16 protein-coding genes and 3 pseudogenes are annotated in these 20310 nt (G+C 70.4%); 12 read left to right on the top strand and 7 right to left on the bottom strand.

Going from position 1 to position 20310, the window contains the following annotated elements; translation table 11 throughout:
• The first annotated feature begins 58 nt into the window (after positions 1–58).
• Positions 59–652, top strand: a complete 594-nt coding sequence (locus P2Q00_RS41885) for a hypothetical protein (RefSeq protein ID WP_275779968.1) — start codon at positions 59–61, stop codon at positions 650–652.
• 52 nt (positions 653–704) lie between these two features.
• Positions 705–1750: pseudogene (locus P2Q00_RS41890) on the top strand (NAD-dependent epimerase/dehydratase family protein).
• A 79-nt stretch (positions 1751–1829) separates the two neighbouring features.
• Here the strand turns inward: P2Q00_RS41890 and P2Q00_RS41895 are convergent.
• Together P2Q00_RS41895 and P2Q00_RS41900 are read right to left on the bottom strand one after the other, a co-directional pair.
• Positions 1830–2941: pseudogene (locus P2Q00_RS41895) on the bottom strand (sensor histidine kinase).
• Positions 2931–3659, bottom strand: coding sequence for a response regulator transcription factor (locus tag P2Q00_RS41900; RefSeq protein WP_275779970.1), 729 nt, complete (start codon positions 3657–3659; stop codon positions 2931–2933). Before P2Q00_RS41900 ends, P2Q00_RS41895 begins: the two are co-directional and overlap by 11 nt.
• 142 nt (positions 3660–3801) lie before the next feature.
• On the opposite strand from P2Q00_RS41900, the gene P2Q00_RS41905 reads away from it, so the two are divergent.
• The 5 genes and pseudogenes from P2Q00_RS41905 to P2Q00_RS41925 form a co-directional block, all read left to right on the top strand.
• On the top strand, positions 3802–4527 hold the full coding sequence (locus P2Q00_RS41905; RefSeq protein WP_275779972.1) for a glycosyltransferase family 2 protein: 726 nt from the start codon (positions 3802–3804) through the stop codon (positions 4525–4527).
• On the top strand, positions 4524–5165 hold the full coding sequence (locus P2Q00_RS41910) for a TIGR04282 family arsenosugar biosynthesis glycosyltransferase (protein WP_275779974.1): 642 nt from the start codon (positions 4524–4526) through the stop codon (positions 5163–5165). The genes P2Q00_RS41905 and P2Q00_RS41910 overlap by 4 nt, the downstream gene beginning before the upstream one ends.
• The gene (locus P2Q00_RS41915) at positions 5162–6031 is read left to right on the top strand and encodes a class I SAM-dependent methyltransferase (protein ID WP_425579657.1); all 870 of its coding nucleotides are present in this window, start codon (positions 5162–5164) and stop codon (positions 6029–6031) included. Before P2Q00_RS41910 ends, P2Q00_RS41915 begins: the two co-directional genes overlap by 4 nt.
• On the top strand, positions 6028–7446 hold the full coding sequence (locus tag P2Q00_RS41920) for a glycosyltransferase family 87 protein (RefSeq protein ID WP_425579658.1): 1419 nt from the start codon (positions 6028–6030) through the stop codon (positions 7444–7446). The genes P2Q00_RS41915 and P2Q00_RS41920 overlap by 4 nt, the downstream gene beginning before the upstream one ends.
• A 261-nt stretch (positions 7447–7707) precedes the next feature.
• A pseudogene (locus tag P2Q00_RS41925) lies at positions 7708–8263 on the top strand (transposase family protein); the annotation flags it as partial.
• Between the two features lie 214 nt (positions 8264–8477).
• Here the strand turns inward: P2Q00_RS41925 and P2Q00_RS41930 are convergent.
• Together P2Q00_RS41930 and P2Q00_RS41935 are read right to left on the bottom strand one after the other, a co-directional pair.
• Entirely contained in the window at positions 8478–9416 is a 939-nt protein-coding gene (locus P2Q00_RS41930) for a sigma-70 family RNA polymerase sigma factor (RefSeq protein WP_275779976.1), read from the bottom strand.
• Positions 9417–9426: 10 nt separating this feature from the next.
• Positions 9427–10617 (bottom strand): NAD(P)/FAD-dependent oxidoreductase, encoded by a 1191-nt coding sequence (locus tag P2Q00_RS41935; protein WP_275779978.1) that lies wholly within the window; start codon positions 10615–10617, stop codon positions 9427–9429.
• A 1007-nt stretch (positions 10618–11624) separates the two neighbouring features.
• Between P2Q00_RS41935 and P2Q00_RS41940 the strand changes: the two genes are divergently transcribed.
• Genes P2Q00_RS41940 through P2Q00_RS41955 form a run of 4 tightly spaced genes read left to right on the top strand, consistent with a single transcriptional unit; the run spans position 11625 to position 17032 of the window.
• Positions 11625–13214, top strand: a complete 1590-nt coding sequence (locus P2Q00_RS41940) for an NAD(P)-binding domain-containing protein (protein ID WP_275779979.1) — start codon at positions 11625–11627, stop codon at positions 13212–13214.
• Positions 13215–13219: 5 nt separating this feature from the next.
• Positions 13220–14356 carry an alpha-hydroxy acid oxidase gene (locus tag P2Q00_RS41945; RefSeq protein ID WP_275779980.1) on the top strand — a complete coding sequence of 379 codons (1137 nt, stop codon included), beginning with the start codon at positions 13220–13222 and terminating at the stop codon, positions 14354–14356.
• Positions 14353–15741 carry a cytochrome P450 gene (locus tag P2Q00_RS41950; RefSeq protein WP_275779981.1) on the top strand — a complete coding sequence of 463 codons (1389 nt, stop codon included), beginning with the start codon at positions 14353–14355 and terminating at the stop codon, positions 15739–15741. Before P2Q00_RS41945 ends, P2Q00_RS41950 begins: the two co-directional genes overlap by 4 nt.
• Positions 15742–15754: 13 nt before the next feature.
• Positions 15755–17032 (top strand): cation:proton antiporter, encoded by a 1278-nt coding sequence (locus P2Q00_RS41955; protein ID WP_275779983.1) that lies wholly within the window; start codon positions 15755–15757, stop codon positions 17030–17032.
• Between the two features lie 69 nt (positions 17033–17101).
• On the opposite strand, the gene P2Q00_RS41960 is transcribed toward P2Q00_RS41955, so the two are convergent.
• Entirely contained in the window at positions 17102–17239 is a 138-nt protein-coding gene (locus tag P2Q00_RS41960) for a hypothetical protein (protein WP_275780078.1), read from the bottom strand.
• Positions 17240–17538: 299 nt separating this feature from the next.
• On the opposite strand from P2Q00_RS41960, the gene P2Q00_RS41965 reads away from it, so the two are divergent.
• Complete coding sequence (locus P2Q00_RS41965) at positions 17539–17874, top strand: TfoX/Sxy family protein (RefSeq protein ID WP_275779984.1); 336 nt, start codon at positions 17539–17541, stop codon at positions 17872–17874.
• A 59-nt stretch (positions 17875–17933) separates the two neighbouring features.
• Here P2Q00_RS41965 and P2Q00_RS41970 read toward each other — a convergent pair whose 3' ends face one another.
• Both P2Q00_RS41970 and P2Q00_RS41975 read right to left on the bottom strand, forming a co-directional pair.
• Entirely contained in the window at positions 17934–19346 is a 1413-nt protein-coding gene (locus P2Q00_RS41970; RefSeq protein ID WP_275779985.1) for a GNAT family N-acetyltransferase, read from the bottom strand.
• Positions 19347–19474: 128 nt separating this feature from the next.
• The gene (locus tag P2Q00_RS41975; protein ID WP_275779987.1) at positions 19475–20209 is read right to left on the bottom strand and encodes an SDR family NAD(P)-dependent oxidoreductase; all 735 of its coding nucleotides are present in this window, start codon (positions 20207–20209) and stop codon (positions 19475–19477) included.
• Positions 20210–20310: the final 101 nt, after the last annotated feature.

The following is a 20310-nucleotide window of genomic DNA, read 5'->3' on the forward strand; positions in this document are numbered from 1 at the left end:
GTCTTACGCACCTTCGGCACGGGCCACGCCCGGCTCAGGGCATTCCTACGTTGGCGCCATGCGAACTCTTCGTACAGTGGCCCTCGTAATGGCGCCGCCCCTGCTTCTGGCTGTGGCGGGCCTGGTCCACCCGCGGCATCTCACGGCGTCGACGGCCGCTCACTGGACGGCGCTGCATGTCGCCCTGCTGCCCGTCTTCCCTCTGCTGGCGCTCGGCCTGCTGGTGCCGCTGTGGGGAAGACCGGCGCGTGACCTCGACGGCGCCCTCACCGTGGTGACCTGGGCCGGGTGTCTGGGGTACGCGGCCTACTACTCAGGGCTGGACGCGGTGGCCGGTATCTCTGCCGGGACGGTGGCGAGCCATGGGGTGCATGGGGCGGTGGGGTGGCTGTTCTCGACCGGTGACGAGTTGGGCCGGGCAGGGGTGTACGCGCTGACGCTCGCCGCTCTCGCCGCCGGCGCGGTACTGCTGCGGCGCCACGGCGTCCGGGTGCTGCCCGGTGCCGTGATGGTGCTGGGGGCATGCTGGTCGTTCCTCGACAGCCACATCTTCTGGCCCCGCGGCGTGTTCACCATGATCGCGTTCGCCGTGGGCTTCGGTCTGCTGACCGTCGCGGCGTCCGGCAGGTCCGGAAGGCTTACGAACTCCTGACGGATTCCCGTCCCGGCATCCGCACTCGCACAGCCAGGCTTAGCGTCGGGGCATGTTGATCCTGGTCACCGGAGGTGCGGGCTTCATCGGCTCGCACATCGTCAGCGTTTTCACCGGCGCCGGGCACGAGGTACGCGTGCTCGACGCGCTCCTGCCCGCCGCCCACCGCCGCCCGTCCCCGATGGTGTCGACTGGCGCCACGCGGATGTGCGCGACAGGGGAGCGGTGGTGGACGCTCTGCGGGGCGTGGACGCCGTCTGCCATCAGGCGGCGATGGTCGGGCTCGGCAAGGACTTCGCGGACGCGCCCGACTACGTCGGCAGCAATGACCTTGGCACGGCCGTACTGCTGGCAAGCATGGCCGAGTCCTGGGTACCCCGACTCGTGCTGGCGAGTTCCATGGTCGTCTACGGCGAGGGCCGCTACGAGTGTGCCCAGCACGGCGTCGTACGGCCGGGGCCGCGACGGATCGCCGAGCTGGACGCGGGCCGTTTCGAACCACCGTGCCCACACTGCGGTGAGCCCTTGTCCGCCGGCCTGGTGGGGGAGGATGCGCCGACCGATCCGCGCAACGTCTACGCGGCTACCAAGCTCGCTCAGGAGCACCTGGCCGCGGCATGGGCGCGGGCGACCGGTGGATGGGTGGCGGCGCTTCGCTACCACAATGTGTACGGGCCGGGCATGCCCCGCGACACCCCCTACGCGGGAGTCGCCTCCCTGTTCCGGTCCGCGCTGGCGCGCGGCGAGGCACCTCGTGTGTTCGAGGACGGCGGTCAGCGCCGGGACTTCGTCCACGTCCGGGATGTCGCAGGGGCCAACCTCGCGGCCCTGGATGGGCTGCCCGCTCTGCCGGAGGGCGTCCTGCGGGCGTACAACGTCGGCAGCGGCGACCCGCACACGGTGGGGGAGATGGCCGCCGCCCTGGCCGCGGCACACGGCGGCGATGCACCCGTCGTCACCGGGGAGTACCGGCTCGGCGACGTCCGCCACATCACCGCCTCTTCGCACAGGCTGTGTGACGAGCTGGACTGGAAACCGGTGGTGGGCTTCGCCGAGGGAATGACGGAGTTCGCGAAGGCCCCGCTGCGGGCCGGCTGAGCCCTCCCCGGTGACAACCCGGAAGGGCCGTCCCTGTACCTCCACAGCGATGGCCGTTCTCCGGACCGGAAACGGGGGTTCAGGCGGCTGTCGGCAGGCGGACCTCGAAGCCGCACCGCAGGGCACGTTGTGGACGGCGGCCCGGCCGCTGTGGGCCTCGAGGATGCCCCGCACCATGGCCAGACCCAGGCCCGCACCGGCGGGCGGGGTGCGGGCGTCGGTGCCGCGCCAGCCGGTGTCGAAGACGCGTGGCAAGTCCTCGGACGGGATGCCGCCGCACCCGTCGGTCACCGAGACGAAGACGCTGCCGTCCTCCTGCCGGGCGGAGACGGCGACCGTTCCGTCGGTGGGCGTGCGGTGGATGGCGTTGACGAGGAGGTTGGCCAGGACGCGGGACATCTCGCGGCCGTCGACCTCGACCGGCGGCGGCTCGACTCCATCGCCGATGATCCGTGCGCCGTGTTCCTCGGCCAGGGCGTCGGCGCCCGCGATCGCGTCGCCGACGAGGTCGTAGACCGACATGCGGGCCGTGTTCAGGGCCAGCACGTCGGCCTGGATGCGGGAGAGCTCGAACAGGTCGCTGACCATTTCGCTGGGCCTTCCGACCTCTGTGCGGATCCGGGCGTGGTAGACGCTCGGGTCGTCGACCATGCCGTCCTCCAGTGCCTCGGTCATCGCCTGCAGCCCAGCGAGCGGGGTGCGCAGGTCGTGGGAGATCCAGGCGACCAGCTCCCGTCGGGACTCCTCCAAGGACCGCTTGCGCTCGCCTGAGGCGGCCGGCTTCGCACTGGTGGCGTCCAACTCCCGGACGAGTCAGGACAGTTCAGCTGTGGGAGCGGTCCTGGGCGGGGTGAAGCGGCCCTCGTCGCCGAGAGCTCGGGTGGCCTCGGCGAGGGCCTGGTTGCCCTTGACGACGCTGCGGCCCAGGACGAGCGCCACCGCGAGGGAGACGACCGCCGCGATGGAGCACACCATGGTGACGACCCACAGGTCGTGATCCGACAGCAGCATCGCCCACGACACGAGCATCGTCCCGGCGAGCATCGCCGCCACGGCAACGGCGGCGACCACGGCCAGCGACAGCGCGACCGAGCGGTTGCGCAGCAGCCTCAGGGCGGCCACACGGTGCAGTCCGGCGACGCCCGCGCCGATCGCCGCGTACAGGGCGATCAGGAAGATGTCACGCAGCATCGTCCGCCCCGTTCGTCTCAGGTGTGTCGAAGCGGTAGCCGACGCCCCACACGGTGTTGATCAGTCGGGGGCGGGCCGGGTCGTCCTCGATCTTCTCGCGCAGCCGCCGTACATGGATGGTGACGGTGGACAGGTCGCCGAACTCCCAGCCCCACACGCGACGCATCAGTTCCTCCCGGCTGGTGGCCCGCCCGGGATTGCGCAGGAAGAACTCCAGCAGATCGAACTCCCTGATGGTCAGGGCAAGTTCCCGACCATCGCGGGTGGCCCGGCGAGCCGTGGGGTCCAGAGCGAGCGGTCCGGCCCCCAGTCCGGTCAGGCGCGGTGGGGACGGTGCGCTCTGCGCTGTCGCCAGCGCTCCCGCACGGCGCAGCGCCGACTCCACCCGCAGGACCAGCTCCCTCGGGCTGAATGGCTTGGTGACGTAGTCGTCCGCCCCGACCTCCAGGCCGAGGATGCGGTCCTCCTCGTCACCCCGCGCCGTCAGCATGATCACGGGCAGCGGGCCGGTCTCGCGGATGCGGCGGCAGACCTCCAACCCGTCCATGCCGGGCAGCATCAGGTCAAGCACCACCAGTTCCGGCGGCTGTGCCATGGCCCTGGCCACGGCGGACGGCCCGTCGGCGGCCACATCGACGTCGAAGCCCGCCCGGGTCAGGTATCCGGCGACGACCTCGGAGACAGTCGGGTCGTCGTCCACGACGAGTACGCGTTTCACGGTATCGAGTCTCACACCGCCCCTCGGCTGTCAGGAGGAGTGGTGGCGGAGGTCAGAGATCCGTAAGTACTGCCGCCGACGTCAGAGATCTGTAAGGACGCCAAGTCCCTTACGTCCCTTTTGTATTCGTAGGGTGAGTGGGGTGATCGAGACTTCCCCCTCTTCTCCCGCCCGGGTCGATGTGGTGCTGCCCTGTCTGGACGAGGCCGAGGCCCTGCCGTGGGTGCTCGACCGGATCCCGCCCGGCTGGCGCGCCATCGTGGTCGACAACGGCTCCAGCGACGGCTCGGCGGACATCGCCCGCGCACTCGGCGCCCACGTGGTGACCGAGCCGGTGCGCGGGTTCGGCGCCGCCTGCCACGCCGGCCTGATGGCCGCCACCGCCGACGTCGTCTGCTTCTGCGACTGCGACGCCTCCCTCGACCCCGCCCTGCTGCCGGACATCGCCGCACCCGTGCTGGGCGGCACCGCCGATCTGGTGCTGGGCCGGCGGCGCCCCACGTCCCCCAAGGCATGGCCTGTGCACGCCCGCCTGGCCAACGTGGAGCTGGCCCGGCTCATCCGCAGACGCACCGGGGTGCGCCTGCACGACCTCGGCCCGATGCGCGCCGTCCGCCGCGAGGCCCTGCTCGCCCTGGACCTGACCGACCGGCGGTCCGGCTACGCGCTGCAGATGGTGGTGCGCGGAGCCGACGCCGGCTGGCGGGTGCGCGAGACGGACGTGCCGTACCACCCGCGCACCGGCCGCTCCAAGGTCACCGGCACCTGGCGAGGCACTTGGCAGGCGGTACACGACATGCGTGCCGTGCTCGCCGAGACGCCCGCCACCACGACCGCCGTCGCTGGCGTGCGGGGAGGCGGACGATGAACACCCGGCCTCCAGTGACCCTATTGGTGATCGCCAAGGAACCCGTGCCCGGCCGCGTCAAGACCCGGCTCACCCCGCCCTACACACCCCAGGAAGCGGCCACCCTGGCCGAGACCGCCCTTACCGACACGCTCCACACCCTGCTGCAAGCCCCCGCACGCCGTCGCGTCCTTGCTCTCGACGGCACCCCTGGCCCCTGGCTGCCACCCGGCTACGACGTCGTACCCCAGAGCCCCGGCGACCTGGACGAGCGGATCGCCGCCGCTTTCGCCCACTGTGACGGCCCGACGCTCCTGGTCGGCATGGACACCCCGCAGCTGACCGCCGACATGATCGCCGACGTCGGCCGGGACGGCCGCGATGCCTGGTTCGGTCCGGCCGTGGACGGCGGCTTCTGGGCGCTGGGCCTCGCCGATCCCGCCCGGGCCGGTGCCCTGGTCCGTGGGGTGCCGATGTCGACGGACCGTACGGGCGCGATCCAGCGCATCCGCCTGGCCGAGGCAGGGCTGGCCGTGACCGACCTGCCGGTACTGCGCGACGTGGACACCGCAGCCGACGCCGCAGCGGTCGCCGCCTGCTGTGCACGGGGCTCTCGCTTCGCCGCGGTCCTCAACTCGATGGCAGAGGTGATCCGATGAGCGGGACGGCGGTCGACATCGACTTCGCCGTGGCCGAGCGGCCGGAGCCCGCCATGGCGGAGCCCCGGGCGGAGAGCCCGACGGTCGTCATGGCCAGGAATCACATGCCGACGCTCCCCGTCCACCCCACCGTGCCCGTGGAACCGGGCACCCCGTGGATCAACGATCCCTATGGCAACGCTCTGCGCACCGGACGCGGCCCGCTGTTCTTGCGTCGTCTGTCACACCCTGATCGCCCCGACGGCTTCGGCGAGGAGCACGTGCTGCAGTTGGACGTGGAGCGCTGGTGTGCACCTCCCGACACGGCGGACACGAGCGTGCTGCGCCGATGTACGGGCTCTGTTCTGGACGTGGGTTGCGGACCGGGACGCATGGTGGCCGCACTGGCCGCCCGCGGCGTACCGGCGTTGGGCGTGGACCTCAGCCGGGACGCCGTGAAGCGCACCCGGCACAGTGGCGGCGCCGCCATCCAACGGTCAGCCTTCGACCGCCTCCCGGGCGAAGGCCGCTGGGGCACCGCGCTGCTGATGGACGGCAATATCGGCATCGGCGGCGATCCCGTCGCCCTGCTGCGCCGCATGCGCGAACTCATCGCCCCCGGCGGGCTCCTGCTGGCCGAAGCCGCCCCAGAGGACATGGACGAGCGCCTCATCGTGCGCGTCGAGGACGCCCACGGTCACCACGGGCGGCCCTTCCCCTGGGCCAGGCTCGGCACCACCGCGCTCCTGAACGCCGCAGACTCCGCCGACTGGATCCCGGCCGGCAGGTGGACGGCCGGGGGACGCCCGTTCGTCGAGCTGCGCCGCCGACGGGCGAATCACCTCGACGCGCAGCACCCGATCATCGAAAGGCCCCACCACTCATGACCGACAGCGCCGCAACGCGTTGGTCGGTTCCCTGGCCCGCTGAGCCGTTGCCCGACCACCCCGCAGAGCCGATGAACCGCCGCGCCGGTCTTACGCGTACCACCCTGGTCGTGGCGGTGCTCGTCGCGCTCAGCGTAGTTGTCATCGGCACCCTCCACGCCGGCGACAACCAGAGCGACCCGGGCCGCCTGCTCGTGGGATACGCCATCGCCTGGGCACTGTTCGCCGCCGGGGTCTGGGCCGTACGCAAGGTCCCCGCGCGCGCCGCGACCTTCCTGGTGCTCGCGGGCTCGGCCGCCGTCGCACTTTCCGGCCTGGCGGCACCGCCCCGCACCAGCGACGACATGTACCGCTACGCCTGGGACGGCCGCGTGCAGGCCGCAGGTATCTCCCCCTACGCCCACCCGCCGGCCGCCCCCCAACTCGCCCATCTGCGGGACGAGTGGCTCTTTCCCACCCGTGGAGCCTGCGACGGCTGGGGACTGAGGCGCACCGACAGTGGCGCGTGCGTCCGCATCAACCGGCCCACCGTGCCGACGATCTACCCGCCCGTCGCGGAGGGCTGGTTCTTCGCCGTCCACACCCTCTCGCCACCGGGCACTCGTCACAAGCCGCTCCAAGTGGGCGGCGCGGTACTGGCGTTCGGCACCACCGTCGCCCTGCTCGCCGTCCTGCGACGACGCGGCGACCCGCAAGGGGCCCCCGCCCGGGCCGCACTGTGGGGCTGGTGCCCGGCCGTCCCCTTCGAGGCCGTCAACAACGCCCACATCGACACCCTCGGCGTCCTGCTCACCGTGCTGGCACTCGGCACCGCCGCCGGGGCGCGTCGCGGCGCCCTGCTCGGCGCGGCCATCGCGGTCAAACTGCTGCCCGTGCTGGCGCTACCCGGCGCCCTGTCCGGACAGCGCAGCGCGCGACGCATCGGGAGCGTGGCGGCAGCTGTCCTGGGCGCGGTCGCGCTCTCCTACCTGCCCTACGTCCTGGCCTCCGGCACCAGCGTCCTCGGCTATCTCCCCGGCTACCTGAACGAAGAGGGCTACGAACCCGGCAACGTACGCCGCTTCGCCTTGCTACGGCTGATCCTGCCGGACTCGGCCGCCGGAATCGCCGCTGTTGTCCTGCTCGCGCTGACGGCCCTGTTCGTATGGTGGCGCGGCGACCCCACACGCCCCTGGCGCGGTGCCCTCCTTGTGACCGGCACGGCTCTGCTGCTGTTCTCGCCCAACTACCCCTGGTACTCCCTGTTGGTCATCGCCCTCGCAGCTCTGGACGGCCGCTGGGAGTGGCTGTCCGTCACGCTCGCCGGCACGGTCCTCTACCTCGCCGGGCGGCTGTTGCCCGGATTCCCTCTGCAGGCATGGGCCTACGGCGCTGCCGCTCTCACTGTGGCACTGGGTGCCTTCCTGAGAGCATGAAGCCAACGCAACCCCTGTTGATCGGCCGGGTCCGGCAGCAGCCTCCGCTCCGTCCTTGAGATCGTCGAACGCACCGTGACGACGGCACTGGATTCGTGGTGATGCCGCGCAGGCGGGTGGTGGTACGAGGCACCTGAAGGACGCAACTCCGGCTACCTGCACGCAAGCGGCGTAGGGGTGACCAGGGGGCCTGAGCTGCATGGTGCTGGGATGGAGCCCATGCTGGGACCGTGCTGGGACGGCTCCCTCCAGATACACGATTCCGTCGTCGTACCCACGCTCCAGCAGGCCGCCAGCGCGGGCAGGGCCAAGGCGTTCGTAATCTTGGATGGCACCCTGCTGTCCGTCGACCGGATCGCCGCCGACCGCCCCTACTACTCGGGCATCAAACACAAGAAGCACGGCATGAACTCGGAGGTCCTGGCCGAACCGTTCGGTCAGCTGCTGTGGGCCTCAGCTGCCCTGCCCGGCGCAGTTCACGACATCAAGGCCGCCCGCACCCACGGCATCATCGACGCCCTGACCCACGCGGGCATCCACCGCTGGGCCGACAAGGGCTACCGGGGCGTGGGAGGCACAGTCCGCGTTGCCTACCGCGGGCGGTGGGACAAGCTGTCGGCCGGCCGGCGGACCGTCAACGTCTCCCCTGCGAAGATACGCGGTCTCCCCTGCGAAGATACGCGCCGTCGGCGAGCAGGCCATGGCCACCCTCAAGCAGCGGCGCCTGCTGCGGGAGCTCCGCTGCAGCACCACCCGCATCACCGACATCGTGAAGGCCGTTCTCGCCCTCCACCTGGCCACCTCGGCATGTGGTTGATGTGACTTCGAGCGATCGGTTGCCAGGGGCCCATAGATCCGCCCTGGTCAGCTCTCCGTGACGATTCGTAGTTGGCCATCGGGAATCCGAACTGCATGGCCGAGTCTGATTCGGGAGACCGACGTGCTTCGGCCCCGTGCTGCTGTGGAGCGCGGGGGCCGAAGGGGGTGCCGTCCTCGCTCCGACTCAGGTCACTGGATTCCGGTGGCTCTGGTCACCATGCGTTGATGACCGGCGCGTCGGGTTCGTGCTGCCGCCAGGCTTTGTTGAGGTGCGCGAGCCGGTCTGCGGCGGCGATGCCGAGCAATGACGCGACCTTGCCGTCGCTGACTTCGAACGCCATGGCGCCCACGACCCGGTCGTCGGTCACGGCGAGGACGGCCGGGGAGCCGTTGACCAGCACGAAGTGGAACGCGGGGGAGCCGCCGGCCAGCCGCCGCTTCGCCGGCGTGGGCTTGAAGCCGGCCCGCACGTAGGAGGCGATGCGCTCGCGCGTCTTGTACCGCAGCAGCCGCCTGGCCAGTCCGTAGCCGTCCGAGACCGCGGTCGCGTCGTCGGTGAGCAGCGCTACCAGCCGTTCGGTGCGCCCCGACGTGGCGGCGGCGAGGAACTCCTCGACGACCCGGCGCGCGGACACGGGGTCCACCTCGTCGCCGCCGCGGCGCTCGGCGGTGATCCGGATCCGGGCCCGGTGGACATGTTGTTGGCTCGCGGACTCGGTGATGTCGAGGATCCCGGCGATCTCGGTGTGGGGGTAGGAGAAGGCCTCGCGCAGGACGTACGCGGCCCGCTCGACCGGCGAGAGGCGCTCCATGAGGGTCAGTACGGCCAAGGACACCGATTCGCGCTGCTCGAAGGTTTCGGCAGGGCCGAGCATCGGGTCACCCTCAAGGAGTGGCTCGGGCAGCCAGGCACCGGCTGCCCGTTCATGGCGTGCCTGCGCCGAGCGGAGCCGGTCGAGGCAGAGATTGGTGGCGACCTTGGTCAGCCACGCCTCCGGCACCTCGATATGTTTCCGGTCCGCGGCCTGCCAGCGCAGGAACGTGTCCTGCAGGGCGTCCTCGGCGTCGGTGGCCGAGCCGAGCAGACGGTACGCGAGCGAGGCCAGCCGGCCCCGGCTGGCCTCGAACCGATCGATGGCTGCGCTGTCCATGCGGAGCAGCCTATGCGGCGGCCCTCACACCGGCTCGGTCAGGCGCGGTGGCCAGGCGGCGCCTGCGCTTCGGCATGCCGAAGGTCGGGTGGACGATGCTCCACCCGGCCCCCTTGAGCACGCCCGACTTGAGCCGAGCGGCGGTCCGGCCGCCCAGGTACCAGGACTTCGACCGGACGTCCCCGTCCACCATCTGGAAGATCGCGTCCCGCCGCCCGAGGCTGATGTGGTTGCCGTGGTACTTCAGCCCGGTGGTCGGGACCTCGCTGCCCGTCAGGCGCGCGATGATCGCGGCGGTCGCCTGCATATTGGTGTAGCCGGCCGAGGCGCAGGACATCGGCAGCGGCCGGCCGTTCTCGCCGATCGCGTAGGCGCAGTCACCGGCGGCATAGACGTCCGGGTGCGAGACCGAGCGCATGGTGCGGTCGACGACGATCTGGCCGGTCTCGGCGACCTCCAGGCCGCTGGCGGCCGCGATGGGGTGCACGGCGAACCCGGCCGACCACACGGTCACGTCGGCCGGGATGGACGTACTGTCGGCGGCGATCGCCCGTGTCGGCTCGACGGCTTCGATGCCGGTGTGCTCGTGGACGGTGATGCCGAGCCGGTCGAAGGCCTGGCGCAGGTGACGGCGGGCCTTCGGGGAGAGCCAGGCGCCCAGCTCGCCGCGGGCGGCGAGCACGAGCGAGAGATCGGGCCGGGACTCGGCGAACTCGGTGGCGGTCTCGATGCCGGTCAGCCCCTCACCGACGACCAGCACGGTGCCGCCCTCGCTCAGGCCGGCCAGGCGCTCGCGCAGACGCAGCGCCGAGGACCGGCCGGTCACATCGAAGGCATACTCGGCCACGCCGGGAACGCCATGGTGGGCTACAGAGCTGCCGAGCGCGTAGAGAAGCGTGTCGTACGCGAGCACGCCGTCGCCGTCCTCGCCGGTCACGGCGACGGTCCTGCGCTCGGGGTCGACGCCGGTGACGCGCGCCACGCGCAGCAGCACCCCGGTGCCCGCGAATACGTCGGCGAGCCCCCGGAACGCGAGGTCCTGGCCGATCGCGAGCTGGTGGAGCCGCATCCGCTCGACGAAGTCGGGTACGGCGTTGACGACCGTGATCTCGGTGTCGGCGGGGGAGAGTCGGCGGGCCAGGTTTCCGGCGGCGAAGGCCCCGGCGTATCCGGCGCCGAGTACGACGATGCGGTGCTTCATGGCGTTGCTCCTGTCTCGTTCGTGTGCCCCTTGAACGAGACGGCGCCCCGATTGCTGACAGGAGCCAGGTGTGACGCGGGTCACCGAACTAAGAGGTCTTTTTCATCCGCAGAGCCTGTTTCATCCCAACAAGTCCCTGTGACGGAGCGGCCGTTGGGAGGATTTAGAGGATGGCGCGATTGACGGGGCGCGCGGGAAGTCCGTATTGCCTGTCTCATCCCGTGAAACCCCTCTCATTTGAAGGGGAGTTGATATCAGCGATTAGTCCCGCCGCCCTGCACCGGAACCCGACACGTGCGAGGCGCGAGTACTCATCTGTGGCGCGTGAGGCGACGCAAACTAGCTCATCTGCTTCAGTTGGCGCTCTCAACTTGGGAAGCGGCGGCGCTCGCGCGGACGGATGGTTTCTGACCTGGGCGTATGTGTCCCGGCATGAGGTCCGAGAGGGCGGGATCGCACCGCTGTTGACCGTGGTTTACCGGTCTTATGGGCACGCTATGGGCACGGGCTGCGTCCGCGGCCTTCCCGCTCAGTTGAATGGTGGTGTGGGAGAAGAGCACGGCCATAACGGAGGAGTCGCAACCGGTCATGGCGAAGGTGTCAAGGCCGTTGCCGGAAGAAGGTGAGGACCCCTGGTCGGTGCGTGTGGTGGTGCGGCCTGCGTCGGGCCGGCGCCGGGTCCCTGCAGTGGACCATGACCGCGTCGTCGGCGTTGCGCGCGGCGTGCAGGGCGACACCTGTCGAATTCCTGTCATCCCTTGAGGCGTTGTTGCCCCTGGCTGTCGCTCGTCACTAGCGTGCTGATTGAGGTTTCAAAGGAAAAAACGACGGAGGGGTCAGTCATGTCCCTGGCATGGTGCCCGGTTGTGCCGTCCCCGCGTGCCACTGCCTGCGGCTGTTTCCCGGACCGCTCCCCACACCTGTGAACCGCACTCTCCATTTCTCACCCCCCGCCAGCCTTCAGGCACGTCTTCGCCCGAAGCAGCCTGGAGCAGAAGGAGAGATCCATGCACTCCATGCACAGCGAGCCTCTCGATTATCTTGTCGTCGGCGCCGGTCCGGCAGGGCTCCAGCTCGGGCAGTTACTCCAGGCGGCAGGGCACGGATACCGGATCCTCGAGAGCGGTCACGCTCCCGGCACGTTCTTCCGTACCTTCCCCCGCCACCGCACGCTGATCTCGATCAACAAGGTGCACAACGGCACCGATGATCCCGAGCTGAATCTCCGGATGGACTGGAACTCCCTGTTGTCCCCGGACGACCGGCTGCTGTTCACCCGCTACAGCAAGCGTTACTTCCCGCACGCCGACGATCTGGTGCGCTATCTGGCCGACTTCGCCGAGGCGTTCAAACTGGACATCGCCTACGACACCCGGGTCGAGCGGATCCGGCGCGATGCCGATGGCTACACCGTCACTGACCAGCACGGGCAGGGACACCGCGCCCGCCGTCTGGTGATGGCCACCGGACTGACCCGGCCCCACACACCCGACATCCCTGGCATCGGGACCGCCGAGGACTACTCCGTCGTATCCATGGACCCCGAAGACTTCACCGACCGGCGTGTCCTGGTCATCGGCAAGGGCAATTCCGCCCTGGAGACCGCGGACAACCTTGTCGAGACCGCGGCGGTGATTCATGTCGCCGGGCCGCATTCGATACGGATGGCATGGAACAGCCACTACGTCGGCCATCTGCGCGCGGTCAACAACAACTTCCTCGACACCTATCAACTCAAGTCTCAGAACGCTCTGTTGGACGGCCAGGTGCTGTCGATCGACAAGGACCCCGAGGCCGGCTATCGCGTTCGCTTCAGCTTCTCCCGGGCCGATGAGGTCGTGAAGGAGCTGCGCTACGACCGGGTGATCGTCTGCACGGGATTCCGTTTCGACGCCTCGGTGTTCGACCCGGAGTGCCGGCCCGAGCTTGTCATCGACGACCGGTTCGCCGCCCTGACTCCGGCGTACGAGTCGGTGAACGTGCCCGGCCTGTACTTCGCCGGCACCCTGATGCAGCAGCGTGACTTCAAGAAGTCCACCGGCGGCTTCATCCACGGATTCCGTTACGCCGTCCGGGCGTTGAGCCGCATCCTCGACGAGCGCCACCACGACCGGCCATGGCCGCACCAACCGCTGGAGGCGACTCCGGCCGCGCTGGCGGACGCCGTGATGGCCAGGGTCAACCGCAGCTCGGCGCTCTGGCAGCAGTTCGGTGTGATCGGCGACCTGATCGTCACGCCGCCCGGCAAACCGGCCCACCTCCACGAGGAAGTTCCGATCGCCTACGCCCACGAGAGCCAACTCGCCGCGAATGGTGACTACTTCACCGTCACTCTGGAGTACGGCCCCGACCACGACAAGGTCGACCCCTTCGACATCACGGTACGTCGCACCGCCCAGAACTCGGTCGACACCGCCCTCGACGCCGCGTACCTGCACCCGGTGATCCGCCACTTCCGGGACGGTGAGCTGCTGGGCATGCACCACATGGCCGAGAACCTGGAGAACGAGTGGGACCATCCTGAGGTCCACCACGCGCCACTCGCCGAGTTCTTCGCCCGTGAGCTGGATCGCCGGCCGAGCCCCGCGGGGCGGTGAGCGGCGTGCAGCACACCGTTCATGACTTCGAGGCCGCCGCGCGCGACAAACTCGATCCCGTCCACGTCGACTTCATCGCCGGCGGGGCACGCGACGAGATCACCGTGCGGGCCAACGAGGCGGCTTTCGGGCGGCTGCAGCTGCTGCCCCGGGTGCTGCGGGGGAGTGCCGTACGGGACCTGGACATCACCCTGCTGGGCAGCCGGGCCCGCATGCCCGTCCTGCTCTCTCCCACCGCCTTTCACAAACTTGTCTATCCGGAAGGGGAGTTGGCGACCGTGCGGGCCGCGGCCGCAGCCGGAGCGATCATGATCGCCTCCATGGCCTCCACGGTGGCGGTGGGTGAGATCGCCGACGCGGCCCGTGCGACGGACAGTGACGCACAGCTGTGGTTCCAGCTCTACATCCAGCCCGATCTGGAGATCACCGAGGCGCTGGTGCGGCGGGCCGTCGACGCCGGGTGCACCGCCCTGGTCGTCACGGTCGACTCCCCGGTGCTGGGTGCGGGCGAGCGCAACCGGCGCAACGGGTTCCACGACCTACCGCCCGGACTGCGCTGCGAGAACCTGGTCGACCTGCGCGACGGCGAGCGCGGGCACGTACGGCAGATCGCCATGTCCCCCGAGCTGAACTGGGAGCACATCGACTGGCTGCGAGGCGTGACGGAACTGCCCGTCCTGCTCAAGGGCGTCCTGCATCCCGAGGACGCCCGGCTCGCGGTCCGGCACGGCGCCGACGGGCTGCTGCTGTCCAACCACGGCGGCCGCCAACTCGACACCGTTCCTGCCACGTTGGAGCTGCTGCCGGAGATCCTGGCCGCCGTCGCAGGCCGCATCCCCATCGTGCTGGACGGAGGCGTACGGCGCGGTACCGACGTGGTCAAGGCGCTGGCGCTCGGCGCGTCCGCCGTGGGCATCGGCCGCCCCGTGATGTGGGCGCTGGCCCAGGGCGGCGAGGAAGGCGTACGGCGACTGCTGGAGCTGCTGCGCGACGAACTGGACGACACCCTGGCCCTGTGCGGGGCGTCCGGGCTCGCCGACCTGACGCCCGATCTGGTTCGGGTGCCCGCGTGGGCGCCCGTGCCGGGCCCTGCCGTGGCTCCGGGATCAGACCATCGATTCGGCGGCGGGGCGGTCGTATGAACACCGCCACCGGATGGCTGGTCACCGGCGCGATCCTGGCCCTCGTGGCCGCACTGCCGTACTGGCTGCCCCGGGCCGTGATCGCGCTGCGGGTGCGCATCTTCGCCTGGGTGGGCGGCGAGGAGGGCATCCGGGCGCCCGGACGGGAGGTGCCTGCCGAGGAGTTCAAGAAGGTGTACGGGCATCCGGCGGCCAACGGCCGCAGCCGGGGCGCCGCCCTGTCCGACCTGTTCTGGTACTGGCTCTCGCCCGGCCCGGAGGTCCACCAGGAGCATCTGGAGCCCGGACCGCGCTACGACGACGTGGCCCGGACCACCCGGCAGATCCTGGCCGGGCTCTCCCGGGAACAGTGGACGGAGCTGGTCGGCCGCTGCACCCGCCGCGTGCTCGACGGACTCGACGGCCACGCGCGCGTGCATCGGGTCAGACTGCGCGACCTGATGATGCCGGTCTGGGCCGAGGTCTACTACGAGGTGGTCTTCCGCGCACCGTGCCCGCGTCACGTCCGGGACCTGATCACCGGCAACGCGGACGACGTGGTCAGCGCCCTGAAGTGCACCGGCCTGCGGCACATGGACCGGCGGGCCCGCCTCACCGCCCACCTGCGCGACCGGCTCGCGCACGACCCTCCCCCCGTACCGCTGCCTTCCTCGCTCACGCCGCGGGAGCAGGCGTACTACCTGCAAGGGACGTTCTTCAACACTGCCGTGGTGCAGATGTCGGAGGCCATGGCCCATCTGCTGCTGGCCCTTGCCACGCACCGGCCGGTGCAGGAACGTCTGGCGGCCGGTGCGGAGGATCCGGACTTCCTGGACCGGGTGATCGACGAGACGCTTCAGCACTTTCCGCTCTTCGGCGTGGCCCACCGCATCACCTCCGCGGAGATCCCCAGGGACGGGCGCGAGCCCATCCCGGCCGGCTCGGTCCTGCTGTTCAACTACCCGGAGTACCAGCGATCGGGCGGCGCCCCCTTCGACCCGGATCGCTGGCTGAACCCGGACACCAGGCCCTCGGCCTTCATCCCGTTCGGGGTCACCGCCAACCGGCCCTGCCCGGCGCGTGGCTTCGCCGTCCTCACCATGCGGGTCGCGGCCGAAGACGTCCTGCGCCGCTTCCGGCTGGTGTCCTCGGCGGAGCACACCCGGTCGCTGCCCAGTCGCGGCCCCTGTCTGTTCATCCCGCGCGCGGACGCGGGGGAGTCCCGCCAGGGGATCCGGCTCGCGGCGATGCGGCTGGCCGACCGCTGGGCGGCGGTCCCGCGCAGCCTCACCCAACTCGTCCTCGGCAGCTACATGGTGTGGGACGCCCGGCGCCAGGGCCTGTGCCGGAACTACTTCGCCGCCGCGTCCGGTGGCTCCGCCGCCTCCGTCACCGCCGGTCGCTGAGAGGAACGCGTCCATGACTCCTGTGGAGCTCGCTCCCGCGTTCTTCCTGGCCGTCGTCGTGATTCTGTTGACGTGCCGTCTGGTCGTCCTGGTGGCGGGCCGCTTCGGACAGCCGCCCGTGGTGGGCGAGATGATCGCCGGGGTGCTGCTGGGCCCCTCGCTGTTCGGGCTTCTCGCCCCGGGGCTGTCCGCGGAGGTCTTCCCCTCCGAGCTGAAGCCGGTGCTGTACGTGGCCGGACAGATCGGTCTGGTGGCCCTGATGTTCGCCGCCGGGTACGAATTCCGTACGCACGCCGGGCGCGGGCTGGCCGGCACCGCTGTCGCCGTCTCCTCGGCCGGGGTGACGATCCCGCTGGCACTGGGCGTGGTGCTCACCCTTGTGGCCCACGGCCACGTCGGCATATTCGTCGACGGCGTCTCGGTGTGGGTGACGGCGGCCTTCGTCGGCGTCGCCCTGGCGATCACGGCGTTCCCGATGCTGGCCCGGATCATCACCGAACGGGGGCTGGCGGGATCGCGGTTCGGCTCGCTGGCTCTGGCCTCCGGAGCCACGGACGACGCCGTCGCGTGGATCCTCCTCGCGGGGGTGCTGAGCGTGGCCAAAGGCGAGGCAGGGCCCGTCCTGAAGGCCGTCGGCGGCTCCCTGCTGTTCGTGACCGTCCTGTTCCTGCTGGGACGCCGTCTCCTGGCGTGGATCGTGGCCCGGCCCGGCCTCGGCGACGACACCCGCCTCCTCTTCACCGTCGCCGTGCTGTTCTGCGCGGCCTGGTTCACCGACACCATCGGCCTGTACGCCGTCTTCGGGGCGTTCTGCGTCGGGATGGCCATGCCGCGCGGCGAGGCGTCCGAACACCTCGTACGGACCACCCAGTCGGTGACCCAGGTCGTGTTCGTGCCGATGTTCTTCACCTACTCCGGCCTCAACACCCGCTTCGACGTGTTCTCCGACCCGTCCGTGACGGCGTTCGGGGCGGCCGCGGTCGTCCTGGCAGTGGCCGGCAAGTTCGGCGGCTGCTGGGCCGCCGCCCGGCTGCGCGGCGAACCCGGCCCGGTGGCCGTCCGGGTCGGCGCCCTGATGAACGCCCGCGGGCTGATGCAACTGATCGCCCTCAATATCGGACTGGCGGCCGGCATCGTCAGCGAGGAACTGTTCACCGCGCTCGTCCTCGTCGCCCTGATCACCACGGTCATGACCGTTCCGGTACTGAGCCGGCTGGATCACCGGGACGCCAGGTCCCGGGCGGCCGAGGAGACGCGCGAGGGCGAGGAGGCGGCAGCGGCGGCGAGTTGAGCGGGGTGCAGGAGCTGGCGTTCCTGCGGTGAGGGCCGGACCGCTCCGGCCCTCACCGCGAGACGGGTCTCAGTGCAGCGCATCGAGGGCGGCGAGGATGCCGGCCGGCTCGGCGCGGGTCGTGTAGGAGATCCCGGCCGGGTCACCGCTCGTGCCGAGGCCCTCGCCGGTCCCACCACGCCCGAGGGGGCGCGGGTCAAGGTCCACAACGCCTCCGGTGCCGAGCCGGCCCGGGGCAGGTTGCCACCTGGGGCGGGCCACTCCGCCACCGGCGCGCTCTTCGCCGGGATCGTCTCGGTGTCGTACATGAGCAGAGAGGGGTTGTCGTCCTCGAGCGCGGCGATAATCTCGGCCTTGGTGAGGAACCCTCTGGCGAACGGTCAAGAAGTTCCCGGTACGCCGCAATGCCGTCGAACCTCCCGGCCGGGGCATCGCATACGACGTCGTCGGGCACCGCAGTCCCGGAGCTTCCGCTGGTTGCCGCTGTCTGGGAGGGCAGCTGAACGATGGCATACGACAAGGACCTGGCAGACCGCGTCCGCGAGGCGATGTCGGGGGAGGCGCAGGTCCGCGAGGTGAGGATGTTCGGCGGCCTCTCCTTCATGGTCAACGACAGGATCACGGCCACGGCCAACACCCACGGACAGCTCATGGTCCGATGCGATCCCGAGCGTGTCGAGGAACTGCTCGGGCGTGACGGAGCGCACTGGCCGGAGATGCGCGGCCGCAGGATGAGCAAGGGCTGGATCGTGGTCGACACCTACGGCACGGAGTCGGAGGAAGCCTTCAAGTCCTGGATCGAGGAAGCCCTTGGCTACAACAGGAAGGTCAGCGGCGGATGAGCGTCGCACGGGGTGGCGTCGGCCCACGGCGCTCAACCGGTGTCGACCAGGCGGGTGCGTCAGCTGGGCGCAGGACGATCGAGCAGGTGGTCGAGCCAGACCCGGTCGCGTAGTTCGATGCCCTCAATGACGGTGCCGGGTTCGTAGCCGGTGCGGAGGGTGAAGGCGTCCCGTTCGACCGTCCGCATACGGAATCCCTGCCGCTGGTAGAAGCGCAGGTTGCCGATGTCGGCCGCGGCGGTGGCGACCAGCAGGCGTCGTCCCGACTCGCGCGCGACCAGGTCGATCGCACAGTCCACCAGACGCTTGCCCACGCCGGTGCGCTGAAGGTCTTCCCGTACGGCCATGTTCTTGATCTCGAAGATGTCGGGTTGGTCGGTTGCCACCAGCTGCAGATGACCGACCATGTCCGTGCCTCGCAACGCGACGAGCACACGCCCGTCCTCGATGTAGCCGTCGAGTTGTGTCGGTGAGTCCTCGGCCAGTTCGAACAGCGGCCTGAGCTTCTCCCGCGAGCCGTCGTACTGCACCACACGCAAAGCGTCCGGGGTTTCGGTCCCTGGTCCTCGGACCTTGCGGGTCACATGGTCGGTGGTCGACGCATCGCGGCGATTCACGGCTCCTTCTGCCGGAGCCTGTTTCACCAGAACGGAACGGCTGTACAGCAGGTGGAATCCCCGCCGCTGCACGTTCTGCTGGGACTTGGAACCCGGTTGGGTGGTCACGACGGCGATGTCGCAGCCGGCGGCAGCGGCGTCGGCGAGCCGGGCCGAGAGCAGGGCGGTCTGGACGCCGCGTCGGCGGTACGCGGGGGCGGTCGCCGCACCCGTGAGCTGTGCGACGCCGTCCGCGATGCGGAGGCTGCCGCCCCCGGCGACGGTGCCGTCGCACAGCGCGATGTAGTGCACCACGCCGGCCGCGGCGAAGTCCCGTTCGGCGTTGGCGAGCACGTGACGCGGAAACTCCTCGTGCGAGGGAACCCCCTGGTCGTCGGGGTGAGCGAAACCCTCGACCACGGCATCCAGCCACGCTTCGAACTCGTCGTCGCGCCCCACCCGGACCTCGATTCCAGGAAAGGCCACCCGCTCGTACCCGCCGTCGAGCGTGAGCCCGAGCACGTTCTCGAACGAGGCCAGCCAGTATCCGCGATCGGTGAGCAGGGCGCCGACCGCCGGGTCGGCCAGCTCGGACACCTCGGCCTGGACGGGAGCACCACGCTCGGCGAAGGCACGCTCGATGCGGTCGAGCACGGCCGCGTCGGGAGTGCCGTCGAATCCGAGTCCGGCGATCTTGTCGAAGGGTGAGCCGTCCTCGGCGAACGTGGCCACTCCGCCTGCCACCCGCATCACGAAACCGCCCCGGTCCGCCCGGCGCAGGCAGGCGGCCTGGGTCGCCGCGGCCATCAGCTGAGCCTCGACGCGCTCGATGCGCCGCGCCATGGCGACATCACAGAAGAGCGGCAACCGATTCATGTCCTCCCGCACTCCTTGTCCGCACTCATGGTTCGAGGCTAGCCGCGCTCCCCGAGCCGAAGAGGCCGGAATTTCTTACGGTTCCGGGAGCGGCGGGCCGCCCGCCGCTCCGGGGACGGCGATGGGCTCTATACGGCGGTTCGGCCGGCGTCGGCGGCGACGGTGGCGCCGGTGAGGTAGGCGGACCGGTCCGTGGCCAGGAAGAGGATCACCTCCGCTATCTCGCGCGGTGTGGCGAGCCGGCCGAGGAGGGTGGTCTTGGCGAACTGTTCGGCGCCCTCCTCGCCCACCGTGTCGAGCACCATGTCGGTGCGGGTCGGGCCGGGGGCGACGGCATTCACACGGACCCCGGCTGGGCTGAACTCGGCCGCCCAGGTGCGGGTCAGCGACTCCAGGGCCGCCTTGGTCGCGCTGTAGACGGACAGCCCCGGCATGCCGATCCGGGCGGCCATGGTGCTGACGTTGACGATGCTGCCGGCGCCCTTGGCGACCATGGCGGGGGCCAGGGCCGCGGTGAGGAAGTACGGCGCGCGCACGTTGGCCGCGAGCGCTGTGTCGAAGGTGTCGACGTCCTGGTCAACGGTCGGCGCGCCGGGGAAGATCGCCGCGTTGTTGACCAGGATGTCCACCTCACCTGCCGCATCGGCGAGGCGCCGCAGCGACGCCAGGTCCGTGAGGTCGGCCGCGACGAACCGGGCCCGCCCCCCTGCGTCCGTGATCGAGCGCACGGTCGCCTCGCCGCGCCCGGCGTCGCGGCCGGAGACGACGACCTCGGCGCCCTGGGCGGCCAGCAGCCGGGCCGCCTCACTGCCGATGCCGCCGGTCGCGCCGGTGACGAGGGCGCGCTTGTTGCTGAGTTCCATGCCTGGGTCCTTCCAGAGGTTCTGCCCATGGAATGGGATGCGTGACCCACAATGGCGATGGAAAAATGGGTTGTCCAATCCAAAAAATGATAGCCTGTACG

The sequence above is a fragment of the Streptomyces coacervatus genome, assembly GCF_029223485.1.
Taxonomy (GTDB): domain Bacteria; phylum Actinomycetota; class Actinomycetes; order Streptomycetales; family Streptomycetaceae; genus Streptomyces; species Streptomyces coacervatus.